The sequence below is a fragment of the Kitasatospora sp. Root107 genome (assembly GCF_001424875.1).
Taxonomy (GTDB): Bacteria; Actinomycetota; Actinomycetes; order Streptomycetales; family Streptomycetaceae; genus Kitasatospora.
Genome location: NZ_LMCT01000015.1, coordinates 44,529 through 63,546 on the forward strand (window position 1 = coordinate 44,529; position 19,018 = coordinate 63,546).

Sequence of the window (19,018 nt, forward strand, 5' to 3'; positions counted from 1 at the left end):
TCCGCGCGGTGTTCCTGGCGCACGTCATCTCGATGTCGGGCACGGTGATCGCGAACTTCGCGCTCACCGTGCTCGTCTACGCGAAGACCGGTTCGCCGCTCCTGGCCTCACTCGTCTTCACCCTGATCCTCGGTCCCTACCTGCTGGCCGGGACGCTGCTCTCGGCGCTGGTGGACCGGCTGCCACCGCGCCGCCTGCTGGTGGTCTGCAACGTGCTCTCCGCGCTGCTGGCCGGCGCGATGGCGCTTCCCGGCACTCCGTCAGCAGCCATTCTGGTGCTGGCCTTCGTGCTCGGACTGGTCGAGCCGGTGTTCTCCGGCGCCCGGGCGGCGACCCTGCCGGACGTGCTGCCGGGGCCGGTCTACGTGCCCGGACGAAGCCTGATGCGACTGGTCAGCCAGGGCGCCCAGATGGGCGGATTCGCGCTCAGCGGCGTACTGCTGACGGTGGCTTCGCCGAGCGTCATCCTGCTCGGCAACGCGGTGAGCTTCCTGGTCTCCGCAGCGCTGCTGCAGTTCGGCACCCGGGAGCGGACCGTCGAGGACGTCAAGGACGCGCCCCGGCCCGCCCTGCTGAAGGACTCGCTGGGCGGGCTCGGCGCGGTGCTCAAGGTCCGGCCGCTGCGCCGGGTCCTGCTGCTCGGCTGGGCGGTCCCGATGCTCGGGGTCGCGCCCGAGGCGCTGGCGGTGCCGTACGCGGGCATACTCGGCGCGGGCAGCGTCGGAGCCGGGCTCCTGCTGACCGCGAACCCGATCGGCACCGTGCTGGGCGAGCTGCTGAGCAACTGGCGGCTCTCGGCGACCGCGCAGGTCCGCCTGATCGGGCCGGCCGCCGCACTGGTCTTCGTGCCGCTGATGTTCTTCCTGTTCAGCCCCGGAGTGGCGCTGACCGCCGTGCTGCTGGTGCTCTCCGGGCTCGGCTCCAGCTTCCACTTGGGGCAGGACCGGGTGCTGTTGGAGGTCGCCCCGGAGAACCTGCGGGCCCGGGCGCTGAGCATCCAGACCGCGGGCCTGATGTTCTGGCAGGGCCTGGGCTTCGCGGCGGCCGGTGCCGCCGCCGAGTTCGCCTCGCCCACCGTGGTGATCCCGGTGGTGGCGGGTGTCGGCCTGCTGGCCGTACTGCTGCTCGCGGACCGGGCGAAGTCGCGCCCGAAGTCCGAGACCTCCGAAGGAGAGCTGTGATGTCCGAGACCGAACGCTGGCAGTCCCGGCTCCGGGCGGCCCGGGTCGGCCTGCCGGTCTGGGCCCGGGACCGGCCGGAGCGCTGCGTCTACCGGTCCAACGCGACCGGCACCTGGGAGATCCACGCCTGGGACCGGTCGACCGACACCCACCGGCAGGTCACCCGGCGGCCGAACGGCACCCTCACCGGCACCATCGACCCGAGCGGTCGGTGGCTGTGGTGGTTCGCCGACACGGACGGCGACGAGTTCGGCGTCTGGATGCGCCGCCCGTTCGACGGGGACACCGACACCCCCGCCGTCCCGGGGCTCGAACCGGCCTATCCGGCCGGGCTCGCGCTCGGCGCCGACGGCCTCGCCGTGGTCGGCCGTACCGGTGCGACGGGCAGCTCCGTCCAGCTCTGCCGGCCCGGCGCAGAACCGGTGACGCTGTACCAACACCGGGAGGACGCCCAGCTGGTGGCGCTCTCCGCCGACGACTCGCTGGTCGCGGTCGGGCACAGCGAGCACGGCGACAGCCGGCACCCCGCACTGCGCGTGCTGGCGGTCGACGGCTCGCCGGTCGCCGAGCTGTGGGACGGCCCGGGGCTCGGACTCAAGGCGGTCGGCTTCGCCCCCGTCCAGGGTGACCCGCGGCTGCTGGTCGAGCACGAGCGCCGCGGCCGGCCCGAGCTGCTGGTCTGGGACACGGTCAGCGGGGCCGAGCAGGAGCTGGTCCTCGACCTGCCCGGTGAGACCGGCGCCGACTGGTACCCGACCGGCGACGCCCTGCTGGTCTCGCACTCCCACCACGCCAGGGACGAGCTGTACCGCTACGACCTGGCGAGCGCGGAGCTGACCCGGATCCCGACCCCGCGCGGCACGATCGGCTCCGCCACGGTCCGGGCGGCCGCCGTCCGCCCGGACGGCAGCATCGAGTTCGCCTGGTCCTCCGCCGCCGAGCCGCACGTGATCCGGTCCACCGCCGGGCACGTGGTGCTCGCCCCGCCCGGGCCGGCCGCGCCGCCTTCGGTGCCGGTCGAGGACGCCTGGATCGACGGCCCTGGCGGTCCGGTGCACGCCCTGATCTCCCGGCCGCCGGGCGGCGAGGCGCCGTACGCCTGCGTCTTCGAGGTGCACGGCGGCCCCACGGGGTACGACGCCGACGCCTTCGACCCGCTGGTGGCGGCCTGGGTCGACCACGGGTTCGCCGTGGTCCAGGTCAACTACCGGGGCTCGACCGGCTACGGGTCGCCCTGGCGGGACGCCATCGAGGGCCGGCCGGGCCTCACCGAGTTCGAGGACGTCAAGGCCGTCCGCGACTGGGCGGTCGCCACCGGCCTGGCCGACCCGGACCGGCTGGTGCTGGCCGGACGCTCCTGGGGCGGCTACCTGACCCTGCTCGGGCTCGGACTGCACCCGGGCGACTGGGCGGTGGGCATCAGCAACGCGCCGGTGGCCGACTACCTGACCGCCTATCAGGACGAGATGGAGGCGCTCAAGGCGTACGACCGGTCGCTGTTCGGCGGATCGCCCGAGGAGGTGCCCGAGCGCTACCTGGCCTCCTCGCCGCTCACGTACGTCGAGCGGGTGTCGGTGCCGGTGCTGGTGATCGCGGGGGAGAACGACCCGCGCTGCCCGATCCGGCAGATCGACAACTACGTGAACCGGCTGGCCGAGCTGGGCAAGGAGCACGAGGTCTACCGCTACGACGCGGGGCACGGTTCGCTGGTCGCTGCGGAGCGGGTCAGGCACCTGGCAGCGACCATCGGCTTCGCCCGCAAGCACCTCGGCGGGTCCTGACCAGGAAGTGCCCTAGGCTCGGCCGGGTGAGCACTCAACTGGGTTTCCCCGAGCTGGTCGGCGCCGCGACCGGGATCGGTTCGCTGCCGGGTACGGACGCACGGGAGGCGGCGAAGACCGCCGTCGGCGCGCTGGAGTTCCTGCCGTACCTCCCCGAGCTGCCCGCGCGGGGGCCCGGCGCGGACATGATCGGGCGCGGAGCCGGCCTGCTGGTCGAGCTGTTCGCGCAGACCGAGCCGAGCGGGTGGCGGTTCGCCGACCGGCCGGGGCGGGACACCAAGCGGGCGCACTCCTGGCTGGGTGAGGATCTGGACGCGTTGGAGGAGCACACCCAGGGGTACCGGGGTGCGCTCAAGGTGCAGGCGGTCGGGCCGTGGACGCTGGCAGCCTCGATCGAACTCCGCAACGGCGAGAAGGCGTTGCGCGACCGGGGTGCCTGCCGGGGGATCGCCGACTCGCTCACCGAGGGGCTGCGCCGGCACCTCGAGGACGTCCGGCGGCGGATCCCCGGCGCGCAGGTGGTGCTCCAGCTGGACGAGCCCTCGCTGCCCGCCGTGCTGGCCGGTGACGTGAAGACCGCCAGCGGCTTCCAGCGGCTGCGGTCGGTGGACCGACAGGTCGCCGAGGAGGCGCTGCGGGGCGTGATCTCGGCGCTGGACGTCCCGGTGGTGGTGCACAGTTGCGCGCCGGGAGTGCCGATCCCGCTGCTCCGCCGGGCCGGGGTGGCCGGGATCTCGCTGGACTTCGGCCTGCTGACGGAGCGTGATGACCAGGACCTGGGCGAGGCGGTGGAGGCCGGCACGGTGATCCTCGCCGGTGTGGTGCCCTCCACCGACCAGGGAATGACGGACCCGGCCGGTAGTGTCCAGGGGGTCAGGACGTTGTGGCGCAGGTTGGGGCTGTCCCCGGAGCTGCTGGGCCGCCGGGTGCTGGTGACACCGACCTGCGGGTTGGCGGGGGCTTCGCCCGCGTACGCGCGGACGGCGCTGTCACTCAGCGCGAGGGCGGCGCAGAGCCTGGTGGACAACCCGGAGTAGGCCGCGCCGATTTTTCACTGGAGGACGCGGTGTCGGTCGAGGGCTGGGAGGACGTTCCGGCGGAGGTGCGCAAGCGCCACGTCGAGCTGGCGGCCGAGGTCGAGGAGCACCGGGTCCGGTACTACGAGCAGGACGCGCCGACCGTCACGGACGCCGAGTTCGACCGCCTGATGCGGGAGTTGGAGGCGATCGAGGCCGAGCACCCGGTGCTGGTCACGCCCGACTCGCCGACCCAGAAGGTCGGCGGCGCGCCCACCGAGCAGTTCGCCGAGGTGGAGCACCGCGAGCGGCTGCTCAGCCTGGACAACGCGATGGACGACGAGGAGCTGGCCGCCTGGGCCGACCGGGTCGCCCGCGAGCTGGACGGTCTCGAGTACCACTACCTGTGCGAGCTCAAGGTGGACGGCCTGGCCGTCAACCTCACCTACGAGCACGGCCGGCTGGTGCAGGCCGCCACCCGGGGCACCGGCCGGGTCGGCGAGGACATCACCGCCAACGTCCGCACCATCAAGGAGATCCCGCACCAGCTGAAGGGGGATCACCTCCCCGCCCTGGTGGAGATCCGCGGCGAGGTCTACCTGCCGACCGAGGCGTTCGCCGAGCTGAACGCCGCGCTGGCGGCGGAGAACGAGCGCCGCCAGGCGGTCAACGAGCAGCGCGAGAAGGAGGGCAAGCGCCCCGGCGCCCTGCTCCGGCTGTTCGCCAACCCCCGGAACGCGGCGGCCGGTTCACTCCGCCAGAAGGACCCGCTGGTCACCGCCTCCCGCCCGCTGCACATGGTGGTGCACGGCATCGGCGCCCGCGAGGGCTTCGACATCGACTGCCAGTCGCACGCCTACCAGCTGCTGCACGACTGGGGCCTGCCCACCGCCCGGCACAACCGCGTGGTGGGGACGCTGGACGAGGTGCGCGCCTTCATCGCGCAGTTCGGCGAGCAGCGGCACTCGGTCGAGCACGAGATCGACGGCGTGGTCGTCAAGGTGGACGAGATCCCGCTGCAGGGCCGGCTCGGCGCCACCTCCAAGTCGCCGCGCTGGGCGATCGCCTGGAAGTACCCGCCGGAGGAGGTCAACGGCAAGCTGGCCAAGATCGAGGTCGGCATCGGCCGCACCGGCCGGGCCACCCCGTACGCGGTGCTGGCCGAGCCGGTCAAGGTCGCGGGCTCGATGGTGCAGTACGCCACCCTGCACAACCAGGAGATCGTCAAGGCCAAGGGCGTGCTGATCGGCGACACCATCGTGCTCCGGAAGGCCGGGGACGTGATCCCGGAGATCCTCGGCCCGGTGGAGGACCTGCGGGACGGCTCCGAGCAGCCCTTCGAGATGCCGACGCACTGCCCCGAGTGCGGCTCCGGGCTGCGCCCGATGAGCGAGGGCGACATCGACCTGCGCTGCCCGAACGCCCAGGGCTGTCCGGCCCAGATCCGGGAGCGGATCGCCTACCTCGGCGGCCGCGAGTCGCTGGACATCGAGGGGCTCGGGTACGTCGCCGCCACCGCGCTGACCCAGCCGCTGGAGCCCAAGCAGCCCCCGGTCGGCAACGAGGGGGACATCTTCGGGCTGACCATCGATCAGCTGCTGCCGATCAGGGTCCGGGTGCTGGAGCCGAAGACCGGCATGCCCAAGCTGGACGACAAGACCGGCAAGGAGAAGGAGGTCTCCTTCTTCGCCAATCTCAAGGGCGAGCCGAAGAAATCGGCCACGGTGCTGCTGGAGAATCTGGACAAGGCCAGGGACCGGCCGCTCTGGCGCTTCCTGAACGGTCTGTCGGTCCGTCACGTCGGCCCGGTCGCCGCTCAGGCGCTGGCCAGGGAGTTCCGTGACCTGGACCGGATCTTCGCCGCGACCGAGGAGGAGCTGGCCGCCGCCGAGGGGGTCGGCCCGATCATCGCCAAGGCGATCAAGGAGTGGTACGAGGAGGAGTGGCACCGGGAGATCCTGGAGAAGTGGCGCGCCGCAGGCGTCCGCTTCGTCGAGGAGAGCACCGGGGACGAGGGCCCCCGCCCGCTGGAGGGGCTGACCGTGGTGGTCACCGGCACGCTGGCCGGGCACACCAGGGACGGTGCCAAGGAGGCGCTGACCTCGCGCGGGGCCAAGGTGACCGGCTCGGTCTCGAAGAAGACCGACTTCGTGGTGGCCGGTGACAACCCCGGGTCGAAGTACGACAAGGCGGTACAGCTCGGGCTCGCGGTGCTGGACGACGCCGGGTTCGCCGTCCTGCTGGCGCAGGGGCCGGAGGCGGCCCGGGCCCACCTGGGGATCGAGCCGGCCGAGGAGAGCCCGGCGGCACCGGCCGAGAGCGTCGAGGAGACCCCGGCCGAGGGCTGACGCGCCGTTATCTTCCTGATGCCTCGTCAGCGGGGTCTGTCCGAAAGAAACCGGGCATTCTGTCAGTGTGCGGCATCCCGAAGGGATGTTCCGGCGTTGGCGTGTCCAGGGTTGTCCGAAAGTCCGCCTTACCGGTCGGACACCGGCTTACCCTTAGGGCGACACTGTGTCAGCAGGGGCGGTCGGCACCGGGGTTGCAGCCGGTACCACTGGGGGACCCCTCGCTCGCTGACGCCTGCCGGCTCTCCGGGTGTCGCACCGAAAGGCGGCCTGAACGGGGCGGGCCCGACGGAGGACAGGGCTTATGGATCGTACGACCGGCGGCGCACCCACACGCCCGCCGCAGGGGGTGGCAGGTGCGGTCCTGCTGCTCGGCGTGCTGTTGGCCGGTGCGGCGCCGCTCATCCCGCTCGCCGTCCTGGTGTACCGGCACGAGCCCGAGCTGTTACCGCTGTTCGCGGTGCCGCTGGCGGTGCTGGTGGCCGCCTGGCGGATCGCCCGGGACCGGGCGCGGGACCAGCTCACGGACCCGCTGACCGACCTGCCGAACCGTCATGCCCTGCTACTGGCCGCCCAGGAGGCGATCGCCGAGCACGGCGACGACCAGGACTGGAACGTCGGTCTGATCCTGCTCGACCTGGACAGGTTCAGGTCGCTCAACGACGCGCTCGGTCACACCGCCGGGGACCGGCTGCTGGTGCACATCGCCCGCCGGCTGCACCGGGCGCTGCGCTCGGGCACCCACAACCCCGGCCGGGACGACCCGGACGACGTGTTCTCCAGCCTGCCGCCGCCGGTCCAGCAGAGCCTGCGCCCGGTGGTGGCCCGGATGGGCGGCGACGAGTTCGCCGTCCTGCTGCCCGGGGTCGGCCGTCCCGACACCCTGGAGCGGGTCGCCAGGGCGCTGATCGCCGAACTCGCCGCGCCGATCCGGCTGGACGGGCTGCTGCTGGTGCTGGAGGCCAGCGCCGGGGTCTGCGTCTACCCGGCGCACGCCCAGGACGCCGAGGCACTGCTCCGCCGGGCCGACGTGGCGATGGCGCACGCCCAGCGCCGCCGGACCGGGGTGGAGCAGTACGACGAGACCAGGGACCTCGACACGCCGTACCGGATCGGCCTGCTGGGTGACCTGCGCCGGGCGCTGGAGACCAGCGAGGTGCAGCTGCACTACCAGCCGAAGGTCGCCTTCGACGGGCGGGTGGTCGGCCTGGAGGCGCTGCTCCGCTGGGAGCGGCCGGGCCAGGGGCGGGTACCCCCGGACGAGTTCATCGGCCTGGCCGAGTCCAGCGGTCTGATGCCCCGGCTGACCGACTACGTGCTGGAGACGGCGGTCGGCCAGCTTGCGATCTGGCGCGCCCAGGGCCTGGAGGTCCAGGTCGCGGTCAACGTCTCGCCCCGGGACGTGCTCAACCCCGGCTTCGCAGACCGGGTGGCCGCGCACCTGACCCGGCATCACGTGCCCGCCGCCGCGCTCCAGCTGGAGATCACCGAGCGGCTGCTGCTCGACGACTCCCGGCTGGCCGCCGACACCCTGGCCGAGCTGCGGCGATACGGCGTCGGCATGTCGCTGGACGACTTCGGCACCGGCCACTCCTCGCTGGTGCGGCTGCGCTCGCTGCCGGTCGGCGAGTTGAAGATCGACCGGTCCTTCGTCTCCCGGATGGTGGCCGACGACCACGACGCGGCGGTGGTCCGCTGCTCGGTCGAGCTGGCCCACTCGCTCGGCCTGACCGTGGTCGCCGAGGGCGTCGAGGACGACGAGACCTGGGAGAAGCTGCACAGCATGGGCGTGGACGCGGTGCAGGGCTGGCTGGTCTCCGCCGCCCTCCCGGCCGACCAGGCCACCGCCTGGCTGATGGTGCACCGCACCGGCGCTCCGGCGGTCGAGCTGCTCGCCCCGCCGCCGGCCCTGCCGCCGGTCGCGGCCCCGACCACCCCGCAGTAGCCCCGTTCGACGGCTGTCCCGACGCCCGTCCTGACATATGTCGGGACGGGCGTCCGCCGTGCTCCCCCTAGGATGGGCTCCACAGACAGAGGACGGGCACGTCACCATCCGCCCGCCCGACCAGAACTCACCTTGAGGATCGCTGCATGCCTGGCATCACGCGCGAGGAGGTCGCCCACCTCGCCCGGCTGTCGCGTCTGGAGCTGCAGGCCGAAGAGCTGGACCACTTCGCCGAGCAGCTCGACGTGATCATCGGCGCGGTCGCCCGCGTTTCCGAGGTCGCCGGACAGGACGTCCCGCCGACCTCCCACCCGCTGCCGCTGACCAACGTCATGCGCGCCGACGTGGTGCGACCGTCGCTCACCCCGGAGCAGGCGCTGTCCGGCGCCCCCGCCGTCGAGGAGCAGCGTTTCCGCGTCCCGCAGATCCTCGGGGAGGGCTGATCACCATGACCGAACTGATCAAGCGGACGGCCGCCGACACGGCCGCCGCCATCGCCTCCGGCGAGGTCTCCGCCGTCGAGGTCGCCCAGGCGCACCTGGACCGGATCGACGCCGTCGACAAGAAGGTCAACGCCTTCCTGCACGTGGACACCGAGGGTGCGCTGAGCGCCGCCCGCGCGGTGGACGAGAAGCGCGCCAAGGGGGAGAAGCTCGGCCCGCTGGCCGGCGTCCCGCTCGCGCTCAAGGACGTCTTCACCACCAAGGGCGTCCCCACCACCTGCGGCTCCAAGATCCTCGAAGGCTGGATCCCGCCGTACGACGCCACCCTGACGACCCGTCTGAAGGACGCGGGCGTGGTCATCCTCGGCAAGACCAACATGGACGAGTTCGCGATGGGCTCCTCCACCGAGAACTCGGCCTACGGCCCGACCGGCAACCCCTGGGACCTCTCCCGGATCCCCGGCGGCTCCGGCGGCGGCTCGGCGGCGGCGCTGGCCGCGTACCAGGCCCCGCTGGCGATCGGCACCGACACCGGCGGTTCGATCCGTCAGCCCGGCGCCGTCACCGGCACGGTGGGCGTGAAGCCGACCTACGGTGCGGTCTCCCGCTACGGCCTGATCGCGTTCTCCTCCTCGCTGGACCAGGGCGGTCCGTGCGCCCGTACGGTGCTGGACACCGCGCTGCTGCACGAGGCGATCGCCGGCTACGACCCGCTGGACTCCACCTCGATCAACGCGCCGGTCCCGGCCGTGGTCGAGGCCGCCAAGCGCGGCGAGGTCCGCGGCATGCGGATCGGCGTGGTCAAGGAGTTCGCCGGCGAGGGCTACCAGGCCGGCGTGATGCAGCGCTTCAACGAGTCGGTGGAGCTGCTCCGTGAGCTCGGCGCCGAGATCGTCGAGGTCTCCTGCCCGTCCTTCACCCTGGCGCTGCCCGCCTACTACCTGATCGCCCCGAGCGAGGCCAGCTCCAACCTGGCCCGCTTCGACGCGATGCGGTACGGCCTGCGGGTCGGCGACGACGGCACCCGCTCGGCCGAGGACGTCACCGCCCTCACCCGTGAGGCGGGCTTCGGCGCCGAGGTCAAGCGCCGGATCATCCTCGGCACCTACGCCCTCTCCTCGGGCTACTACGACGCCTACTACGGCTCGGCCCAGAAGGTCCGCACCCTGATCTCGCGCGACTTCGACGCCGCCTTCGCCGGTGTCGACGTGCTGATCTCGCCGACCACCCCGACCACCGCCTTCCCGATCGGCGAGCGCGCCGACGACCCGATGGCGATGTACCTGGCCGACCTGTGCACGATTCCGTCGAACCTCGCGGGCAACGCGGCCATGTCGCTGCCCTGCGGGCTCGCCCCGGAGGACAATCTCCCGGTCGGCCTGCAGATCATCGCCCCCGCGATGGCGGACGACCGCCTGTACCGCGTGGGCGGCGCCGTCGAGGCCGCACTCAACGACAAGTGGGGACACCCCCTGCTCGAGGAGGCACCGGCACTGTGAGCAGCATCGAGAAGGCCAAAGGGTTCAAGCACTCGAAGCCCGGTCTGTGGCTGTCCATCGGGACGAGCGCCTTCGGCGCGGTCTCGATCGTCAAGGACGTCAAGAAGGCCCGCGGCGACAACGACACCCTCAAGCTGATCAACGCCCTGGTCGGCGCCGCCGCGCTGATCACCGGCACCGCACTCCTCGTCCGTGAGCTCAAGCGGCTCGGGGACGACGACGTGCTGCTGGGCTGACGGACCTCCAAGACTCAACTGAAGGGGACGCTGTGAGCGTCATTAGCCTGGTCTCGTACGAGGACGCACTTGCCTCGTACGACCCGGTGATGGGCCTTGAGGTCCATGTCGAGCTGGGTACCAAGACCAAGATGTTCTGCGGCTGCTCGACCGAGCTGGGCGCCGAGCCCAACTCGCAGACCTGCCCGACCTGCCTCGGCCTGCCGGGCTCGCTGCCGGTGGTCAACGCGATCGGTGTGGAGTCGGCGATCAAGATCGGTCTCGCGCTGAACTGCGAGATCGCCGAGTGGTGCCGGTTCGCCCGGAAGAACTACTTCTACCCGGACATGCCGAAGAACTTCCAGACCTCGCAGTACGACGAGCCGATCGCCTTCAACGGCTACCTCGACGTGCAGTTGGAGGACGGCTCGACCTTCCGGGTCGAGATCGAGCGCGCCCACATGGAGGAGGACACCGGCAAGTCCTCGCACATCGGCGGCGCGACCGGCCGGATCCACGGCGCCTCGCACTCGCTGCTGGACTACAACCGGGCCGGCATCCCGCTGATCGAGATCGTCACCAAGCCGATCGAGGGCGCGGGCGAGCGGGCTCCGGAGGTGGCGAAGGCGTACGTGGCCGAGCTGCGTGAGCTGATCAAGGCGCTGGACGTCTCCGAGGCCCGGATGGACAAGGGCCAGATGCGCTGCGACGTGAACCTGTCGCTGCGTCCGCACGGCCGGGAGAAGTTCGGCACCCGCTCGGAGACCAAGAACGTCAACTCGCTGCGCAGCGTGGAGCGGGCGGCCCGGTTCGAGATCCGCCGGCACGCCACGGTGCTCGACGAGGGCGGCACGATCATCCAGGAGACCCGGCACTTCCACGAGGAGGACGGCTCCACCACGGCCGGCCGGATCAAGGACAACGCCGAGGACTACCGGTACTTCCCGGAGCCCGACCTGGTCCCGATCGCGCCCGCGCGCGACTGGGTCGAGGAGCTGCGGGCCGGTCTGCCCGAGCTGCCCCGGGTCCGCCGGGCCCGGCTGCAGGGCGAGTGGGGCCTCTCGGACAAGGACATGCAGTCGGTGCTCAACGCCGGTGCGGTCCAGCCGATCCTGGACACCATCGCGGCCGGCACCAACGCCGAGCAGGCCCGGAAGTGGTGGATGGGCGAGGTGGCGCGCAACGCCAACGAGACCGGCACCGAGCTGAGCGAGCAGCCGATCACCCCGGCCCAGGTCGCCCGGATCGCCGCGCTGGTCGCGGAGGGCAAGCTCAACGACAAGCTGGCCAAGCAGGTCATCGCGGCCGTGCTGGCCGGCGAGGGCGAGCCGGACGCGGTGATCGAGGCCCGCGGCCTGGCCGTGGTCTCGGACGACTCCGCGCTCGGCGCGGCGGTCGACCAGGCGATCGCCGAGAACGGCGCGATCGCCGACAAGATCCGCGACGGCAAGATCGCCGCGGTCGGCGCGCTGGTCGGGGCGGTCATGAAGACCACCCGCGGCCAGGCCGACGCGGCGAAGGTCAAGGACCTGATCCTGGCCAAGCTGGGTGTCGAGGCCTAGGTATACCTAGACCCTCAGGGGCCGCTGACGACCGCCCGCTCCGTACCTCGGAACATGCGGCATGCTCCCGATGTGGTGACCCCCCTCAGCGGAGGAAGCTCTTAGCAGGACGAAGGACCGGCCGACGGAGGCCGGGACGGTCCGCCGAGAAGGGGTTACCACCATGTTGGAGTACGAGCTGATCCAGGCCCGCTCGCAGGAGCTGCAGCGGCTGGCCAGGCACGACGCACTGGTCCGGGAGGCGCTGGACGCAGTGCAGCGCGAAGGTCGCCCGAGCCTGCGCAGCGGTCTGCGGAGAGCACTGCAAAACCGCCGGGTACGGGCACTCAGTCCGCGCCCCCAGCTCAACCAGTGCTGAGACCCTCCGGTGGTTGGGGGGCGGCGTCGCGGCGCCGAGGCACGCACCTCGACGGCTTCTCGTCGGTCGCCGATGCTCCGCATGGACTCCCTCCTCGGCACCGCCGAGGCACGCACCCCAACACCGCTCCTTCACCCACCCCCCAACCGCCGGAGGGTCTGAGCTGGTGGTACGAATGCTGACAGACCCTCACAGCCCGGCCGCCGCCCGTCCGATCAGCGAGATATCCGCTCGGACGGTGTCGGCGGCCTGTGGCATGCTCAGCGCCATGGAGCAGATATCGGTGAGCCCGGTCTTCGTCGGACGCGGCACCGAGATCGGCACCCTGGACGCCGCGTTGCGCCGGGCGGCGGCCGGCCAGCCGCAGGCCGTGCTGGTCGGTGGCGAGGCCGGGGTCGGCAAGACCAGGCTGATCGAGGAGTTCCTGACCGCCGCCTGCGGCCCCGGCGTGGTCACCACCGTGGGCGGCTGCCTGGAGGTCGGCGCCGAGGGTCTGCCGTACGCACCGCTGGCCACCGCGCTGCGCCGCCTGCACCGCAACCTGAGGGTCGAGCTGGAGAAGGCGGCCCAGGGCATGGAGGGTCATCTCACCCGGCTGCTGCCGGAGTTCGGCGCGGACGACGCCGAGCCCAACGACGAGTTCGGCCGGGCCCAGCTGTTCGAGCACACCGCCCGGCTGTTCGAGCGGCTCTCCGCCGACCGGACGATCGTGCTGGTCATCGAGGATCTGCACTGGTCCGACCGGTCCACCCGGGAGCTGCTGGCGTACCTGATCCGTACCCTGCACCGGGCCCGGGTGCTGATCGTCGCCACCTACCGCTCCGACGATCTGCACCGCAGGCACCCGCTGCGCCCGTTCCTGGCGGAGCTGGACCGGCTGCGTACCGTGCACCGGGTGGAGCTGTGCCGGTTCGGCCGGCGCGAGGTGGCCGCCCAACTGGCCGGCATCCTGGGCACCAAGGCCCCCGGCCGGCAGTTGGTGGACCGGATCCACCGCCGCTCCGAGGGCAACCCGTTCTTCGTCGAGGAGCTGGCCACCGCCCACCAGGACGGCTGCGACACCGGGCTCACCGACTCGCTCCGCGACCTGCTGCTGGTCCGGGTCGAGGCCCTGCCGGACGAGACCCAACGGGTCCTCAGAATCGCCGCCGAGGGCGGCTCGCTGGTCGAGCACGCCCTGCTGGAGGCGGTGCTGGACGAGGGCGAGGACGTCCTGATCGACGCGCTGCGGAACGCCGTCGGCGTCAACGTGCTGCGCCCGGACAGCGACGGCGACGGCTACCGGTTCCGGCACGCGCTGGTCCGCGAGGCGATCTCGGACGACCTGCTGCCCGGTGAGCGGTACCGGATCAACCGCCGCTACGCCGCCGCGCTGGAGCAGGACGGTTCACTGGTCTGCGGCAACGGCAGGGCCGCCCGGCTGGCCAACTACTGGTACCACGCGCACGACCCCGGCCGGGCCCTGCCGACGGCGCTGGAGGCCGCCAGGTCGGCCCGGCGGCGGAACGCCTTCGCCGAGCAGCTCGGCATGCTGGAGCGCGCGTTGGAGCTCTGGGACGAGGTCTCGGAGGAGGTGCGGCAGGAGAACCTGCGGCCCGCCGACTGGGCCGGCACGTATCCGCCGTGCGGCCACGACGACGGCGCCTGCCGGCTGCTGCACATGGTCGACGTGCTGGCCGAGGCGGTGCTGGCGGCCCGCCGGGCGGGCGACCGCGACCGCGGTCTCAGTCTGGCCAAGCGGGCCTTCAAGTTGCTGGACGAGGAGACCGAGCCGGAGCGCGCCGCCTGGTTCCGGATCCAGCGCGCGCTGATGTTCCGTCACCTCCAGCGCAGTGGCAGCGACGAGGAGATCGAGCGGGCCCAGCGGCTGGTGGCCGGTCTGCCGCCGTCCCCGGTGCAGGCCGAGGTGTTCGCCCTGGCAGCCGGGCACGGGATGCTCGGCGACCCGGTCGAGGCCGACCGGGAGCTGGCCGAGCGGGCCGCCGCGATCGCGCGCGAAGTCGGTGCCCACGCGGTCGAGCAGCACGCCCGGATGACCATGGGCACCCTGTCGGTCTACTTCGGCGAGGCGACGGCCGGGCTCGCCCTGCTCGCCGACGCGGTCGAGCAGGTCAGGCACACCGGCTCGGTGGACGTGCTCTGCCGGGGGCTGAACAACCTGTCCAGCCTGCTGCTCAGCCTGGGCCGGGCGGCCGAGGCCGAGGCGTTCGCCCGCGAGGGTCTTGCGGCCGCCCGGGGCAACGGGCTGCTCGGCAACATCGGTGCCCTGCTGACCGGGAATCTGGTCGAATCCCTGCTGGTGCTCGGCCGCCCGGCCGAGGCCGAGCAACTGCTGGCCGAGTGGGAGGGCGACCCTGCGAGCAGCAACGACCATGCCTTCCTCGGCCGGCTGCGGGCTGAACTCGCCCTGGACCAAGGTGATCTGGCGGTCGCCGAGGAGTACCTGGAGCGGGCCAGGGTGGCCGGGCGGCAGGTCAGGCAGACCCAGCACGATCTCCCGCTGGCCCGGCTGGCGATGCGGATCGAGATCCGGGCCGGGCGGCCCCTGAAGGCCAGGGCCGAACTGCTCGCCGTACTCGACCGGTTGGCCGAACGCCCGGTCGGGCAGGGCGTCGCGGACGGCTGCCTGTACGGGCTGCTGCCGGTGCTGGTGGAGGGCGCGTCCGGGGAGGCCGACTCGCGGGGTGCGGCGGCGGCCGATCTGGGGCGTCCGGTGGTGCTGCGGCGGATCGCCGAGGTCGCCGCCCAACTGCGGCCCCGGACGGAGCTGCACCAGGGATGGGTGGCGCTGCTGGCGGCCGAGCTGGCCCGCGCGGAGGGCGCGGACACCCCCGAGCAGTGGGCCGCCGTGGTGGAGCTGCTGCGTGACACCGGTCTCGGCTGCCCGCTCGGGCAGGCGCTCTACCGGCTGGCCGAGTCGCTGCTGACGGCCGGCCGCCGGGAGGCCGCGGTCGAGCCGCTCCGGGAGGTCGAGGCGCTGGCCACCGCCGGTCTGTACCTGCGGCAGGACATCGGCCAGCTGACCGCCAGGGCCGGGCTCTCGCTGGCCGCCCGTCCGGTGGCGGTGGCCCGGCCGACCCAGTCGGCCGAGCCAGCCGACCAGTTCGGCCTCACCCCACGCGAGCGGGACGTGCTGCACCGGCTGGCCCAGGGGCGGACCAACCGGCAGATCGCCGAGGAGCTCTACATCTCCCCGAAGACCGCCAGCGTGCACGTCTCCAACATCCTGGCCAAGCTCTCGGTCGGCAGCCGGGGCGAGGCGGCCGCCCTGGCGCACCGGCTGCACCTGCTCGGCGCCTGACCAGGCGTCAACTGCCGTTCGCCGCACGGGGCGGTCCGGCCGAAGGCCGTGCGCCCCCGTCGTGCGCTGCGGCCAACCGGGGCGATCCCGTCAAGAGTGGGGCACAACGCCACCCGGGCCCCATTACTCTAAGTTGAGTGTGCGTGTCATTGAGTGACGGAAGTGGTGTAAGGTCCGGAGCGGGAACACCGGCAAGGCGTGGGGGAGAAGTCGAGTGAACTTTCACCCGAGCCGCCTCCCCGGCCTGCTGCTGGTGCTGCTCTGCCTCGGGTACGCCCTGGGCGCCGCCGTCGGCTGGGGATCGCCGGAACTCGCGCTGTTCATGGGCGACTTCGGGCTGGCCGGGGCTGCCCTGGCGGCCGCGCTCTCCTGCCTGCTGCACGCCTGCGCGGCCGGTGGCCAGGCCCGGCCCGCCTGGCTGCTGTTCGGTCTGTCCTCCTCGATGGTGGCGATCGGCAACGGCACCTGGGGCTGGTACGAGGTGGTGCTCGGCACCACGCTGCCCGAGGGTTCGCCCGCCGAGTACGCCTTCCTGCTGTTCGCCCCGCTCGCCATCATCGGTCTGACCGTGCTGGCCCAGCGGCCCCGGACGGCGGCCGGCTGGCTCTGCCTGCTGCTGGACGGCTGGCTGGTGGCCGGGTCGCTGTTCACCCTCAGCTGGAGCCTGGCGCTCGGCCGGGTCGCGGCCGGCGAGGGCGAGGACCCGCTCAGGATGGCGCTCAACCTGGCCTACCCCGTGCTGGACATCCTGCTGGTCAGCCTGGTGGTCGGCCTGCGGTTCCGGAGCCGGGACGGCAACCGGGCCGCCGTGCACACCGCGATGGTCGGCCTCGCCGTCACGGTGGTCTGCGACGCGCTCTTCACCTCGCCCGCGCTGCGCAGCAGTTACCACTCCGGCGAGCTGCTGGACGCGGGCTGGTTCGCCGGCAGCGTGCTGCTCGCCTGGGCACCCTGGGCCTCCCGCGGCCGGTTCGGCCCGAGCCGTGAGCACCCCTCGGTCGGCGGCGCCCCCCGCCGCCGGGTCTCCTCCACCTTCAGCGCGCTCACCCCGTACGTCGCGGCGGCGGTCTGCACCGCGGGCATCCTCTACAACGCGCTCGGCGGCCACGCGCTGGACCGGGTGGTGGTGGCCTCGGCCTGCACCGTCGGTCTGGCGCTGATCGTCCGGCAGGGCGTGATACTGCTCGACAACCTCTCGCTGACCCAGGAACTCGCCCAGAAAGAGGCGCACTTCCGCTCCCTGGTGCAGGGCTCCAGCGACGTGATCATGATCGCGGGCGGCAGCGGCGTGCTCTCCTACGTCAGCCCCGCCTCGATCGGCGTCTACGGGCGGGACCCGGAGGAGCTGGTCGGCGGCAACCTGCTCAACCTGGTGCACCCCGACGACGTCGACCGGGTGCTGCGTCAGGTCCGGCGGCTGATGGCCGACCGGCCGGTGCACCGGGACGGGGCCGCCGAGCCCTCGGCTCGGGTGGAGTGCCGGGTCCGCTCCGGCAACGACGAGTGGCTGCACGTCGAGTCGACGGTCAACCGGTACCGGGACGGGCTGATCCTGAACAGCCGCGACGTCACCGAACGGGTCATACTGCAGGCTCAGTTGCAGCACAACGCGTTCCACGACCCACTCACCGACCTGCCGAACCGGGCGCTCTTCACCCAGCGGCTGCGCACCTCGCTGAGCCCGACCGAGGGGTACCCGGAGTACCCGGGCGGTGAGGAGGCCACCGTGGCGGTGCTCTTCCTCGACCTGGACGGCTTCAAGGCGGTCAACGACAGCGCGGGCCACCAGGTCGGCGACGAGCTGCTGGTACAGGCGGCCCGCCGGCTGCAGCACGCGGTCCGGTCCGGCGACACGGTGGCGAGGTTCGGCGGTGACGAGTTCGCCGCGCTGGTCCGCGGCCGGCTCGGCCGGGCCCAGGTGCACGAGCTGGCCGAGCGGCTCCGCTCGGCGCTCTCCGAGCCGTACTGGATCGGCGGGGCCGAGCTCGGGGTGGCGGCCAGTATCGGGATCGCCTTCGCCGGCTGCGACCCCGATCCCGGCGCGGACCCGCAGGCCGCGGCGGACGAGCTGATGCGCAACGCCGATCTGGCGATGTACCGGGCGAAGTCCGAGGGCAAGGGCCGGGTGGTGCTCTACCACCCGGCGATGCGGGCCGAGTTGGACCGCCGGACGGAGCTGGAGGAGCGGCTCAGGGTGGCCGTCCAGGAGGGCTCGTTCACGCTGCTGCACCAGCCCGTGGTGGATCTGGCCACCGGCGCCGTCACCGGCGTCGAGGCGCAGGCCCGCTGGCGCTCGGCGCAGGGCCTGCTGCTCACCCCGGCGGAGTTCCTGCGCACCGCCGACCAGGGTGACGCGGCCACCAGGTTCGCCCGCTGGATGCTCCAGGAGACGGTCACCGCGGCCGCCCTGAGGGCCGGCCCGCGGCTGGTGCCCGTCCCGGTGACGATCCGCCTGTCGGCCCAACGGCTCTGCGCGCCCGGCATGTACGAGGCGGTGATCGCGGTGCTCAGGGAGACCGGCCTGCCCGCCGAGCTGCTGGTGATCGAGCTGGCCAGGACGGGCCCGGACGAGCACGCCGACGAGCTCGGCCGCCGGCTCGCCGCGCTCCGGCGGCACGGCGTCTCCACCGCGGTGGCGGGCTTCGGCGCGGGCGGCGGCTCGCTCGGGACGCTGGCCCGACTCCCGTTCGACGCGCTCAAGCTGGACCGCAGCCTGGTCCAGGACGTGGCCGACTCCCGGCTGACCCGCGCGCTGGCCGGGCACGCCCTCCGGCTGGCCCGCGACCTCGGTCTGGTGACCGGCGCCGAGGGGGTGGACCTGCCCCGGCAGGTGACCGCGCTGCAGGAGCTGGGGTGCCGTCAGGGGCAGGGTCTGGCCTTCGCCCAGCCGCTCGACGAGCACCGGCTGCGGCGGGCCCTGCTGCGCCGGGTCTACCCGCTGCCGAAACAGGCGACGGGGCTCTCCGCGCGACGCGCCTACCTGGCGGCGGACGCCCGATCGGGTGGCCGTCCGGAGCCCGGCGGCAGCCGGGTGGTGCACCATCAGAACGCCCCCGACCTGGCAGAACGTCGTCCGACCCCCGGTCCGTCCTGGGGTCCGGGCGGGGGTCCGCATAGCGAGACGGCCGTCCCACCTGCTTGACACGCCCCACCGCCGGGGAGGAAGGTCGGAGCCATGCGCACCCGAATTCTCGTACTTGGCGGGCGCGTCGGCTGAGCGGGTCACCCCCCGCACGAAGAGACCGACGCGCCACCCCTCGCATGCCCTTGGCACGAGGGGTTTTTTGTTGCACTGGAACCGCCCGACCATGCAAGACCCCAGCCGAATCGGCCAGATGTCCGGTACTCAACCGTCCGGGTGGACGATGG

General features: G+C 72.7%; 11 protein-coding genes and 1 pseudogene. All 12 read left to right on the plus strand.

The annotated features are described in order from the left end of the window. Nucleotides 1–8 precede the first annotated feature (8 nt). Nucleotides 9–1,181, plus strand: coding sequence for an MFS transporter (locus ASC99_RS16285; protein WP_057232700.1), 1,173 nt, complete (start codon nucleotides 9–11; stop codon nucleotides 1,179–1,181). Continuing rightward, nucleotides 1,181–2,962 (plus strand): prolyl oligopeptidase family serine peptidase, encoded by a 1,782-nt coding sequence (locus ASC99_RS16290; RefSeq protein WP_057232702.1) that lies wholly within the window; start codon nucleotides 1,181–1,183, stop codon nucleotides 2,960–2,962. Before ASC99_RS16285 ends, ASC99_RS16290 begins: the two co-directional genes overlap by 1 nt. Nucleotides 2,963–2,988: 26 nt before the next feature. Then, on the plus strand, nucleotides 2,989–3,999 hold the full coding sequence (locus ASC99_RS16295; RefSeq protein ID WP_235502804.1) for a methionine synthase: 1,011 nt from the start codon (nucleotides 2,989–2,991) through the stop codon (nucleotides 3,997–3,999). A 29-nt stretch (nucleotides 4,000–4,028) separates the two neighbouring features. Then, the gene (ligA, locus tag ASC99_RS16300; protein WP_057232704.1) at nucleotides 4,029–6,326 is read left to right on the plus strand and encodes an NAD-dependent DNA ligase LigA; all 2,298 of its coding nucleotides are present in this window, start codon (nucleotides 4,029–4,031) and stop codon (nucleotides 6,324–6,326) included. Nucleotides 6,327–6,693: 367 nt separating this feature from the next. Continuing rightward, nucleotides 6,694–8,305, plus strand: a pseudogene (locus tag ASC99_RS16305) (putative bifunctional diguanylate cyclase/phosphodiesterase); the annotation flags it as partial. Nucleotides 8,306–8,417: 112 nt separating this feature from the next. Further along, nucleotides 8,418–8,714: an Asp-tRNA(Asn)/Glu-tRNA(Gln) amidotransferase subunit GatC gene (gene gatC, locus ASC99_RS16310; RefSeq protein WP_057232708.1), complete on the plus strand. Its 297-nt coding sequence runs from the start codon at nucleotides 8,418–8,420 to the stop codon at nucleotides 8,712–8,714. A gap of 5 nt (nucleotides 8,715–8,719) precedes the next feature. Beyond that, nucleotides 8,720–10,213, plus strand: coding sequence for an Asp-tRNA(Asn)/Glu-tRNA(Gln) amidotransferase subunit GatA (gatA, locus tag ASC99_RS16315; RefSeq protein ID WP_057232709.1), 1,494 nt, complete (start codon nucleotides 8,720–8,722; stop codon nucleotides 10,211–10,213). Next, nucleotides 10,210–10,449, plus strand: a complete 240-nt coding sequence (locus ASC99_RS16320; protein ID WP_057232711.1) for a hypothetical protein — start codon at nucleotides 10,210–10,212, stop codon at nucleotides 10,447–10,449. The genes gatA and ASC99_RS16320 overlap by 4 nt, the downstream gene beginning before the upstream one ends. 32 nt (nucleotides 10,450–10,481) lie before the next feature. Then, a complete protein-coding gene (gene gatB, locus ASC99_RS16325; RefSeq protein WP_057232713.1) occupies nucleotides 10,482–11,990 on the plus strand; it encodes an Asp-tRNA(Asn)/Glu-tRNA(Gln) amidotransferase subunit GatB in 1,509 nt (502 codons plus the stop codon). 163 nt (nucleotides 11,991–12,153) lie between these two features. Continuing rightward, nucleotides 12,154–12,348, plus strand: coding sequence for a hypothetical protein (locus tag ASC99_RS16330; protein WP_057232715.1), 195 nt, complete (start codon nucleotides 12,154–12,156; stop codon nucleotides 12,346–12,348). Nucleotides 12,349–12,523: 175 nt separating this feature from the next. After that, complete coding sequence (locus ASC99_RS41925) at nucleotides 12,524–15,649, plus strand: helix-turn-helix transcriptional regulator (RefSeq protein ID WP_235502803.1); 3,126 nt, start codon at nucleotides 12,524–12,526, stop codon at nucleotides 15,647–15,649. 214 nt (nucleotides 15,650–15,863) lie between these two features. Further along, entirely contained in the window at nucleotides 15,864–18,791 is a 2,928-nt protein-coding gene (locus ASC99_RS16340) for a bifunctional diguanylate cyclase/phosphodiesterase (RefSeq protein ID WP_057232720.1), read from the plus strand. Nucleotides 18,792–19,018: the final 227 nt, after the last annotated feature.

What these genes read in the sequence shown, in the direction of transcription:
- ASC99_RS16290 (WP_057232702.1), top strand. Translation starts at nt 1,181, where the DNA reads ATGTCCGAGACCGAACGCTGGCAGTCCCGGCTCCGGGCGGCCCGGGTC.
- gatC (WP_057232708.1), top strand. Translation starts at nt 8,418, where the DNA reads ATGCCTGGCATCACGCGCGAGGAGGTCGCCCACCTCGCCCGGCTGTCG.
- gatA (WP_057232709.1), top strand. Translation starts at nt 8,720, where the DNA reads ATGACCGAACTGATCAAGCGGACGGCCGCCGACACGGCCGCCGCCATC.
- ASC99_RS16330 (WP_057232715.1), top strand. Translation starts at nt 12,154, where the DNA reads ATGTTGGAGTACGAGCTGATCCAGGCCCGCTCGCAGGAGCTGCAGCGG.
- ASC99_RS41925 (WP_235502803.1), top strand. Translation starts at nt 12,524, where the DNA reads ATGCTGACAGACCCTCACAGCCCGGCCGCCGCCCGTCCGATCAGCGAG.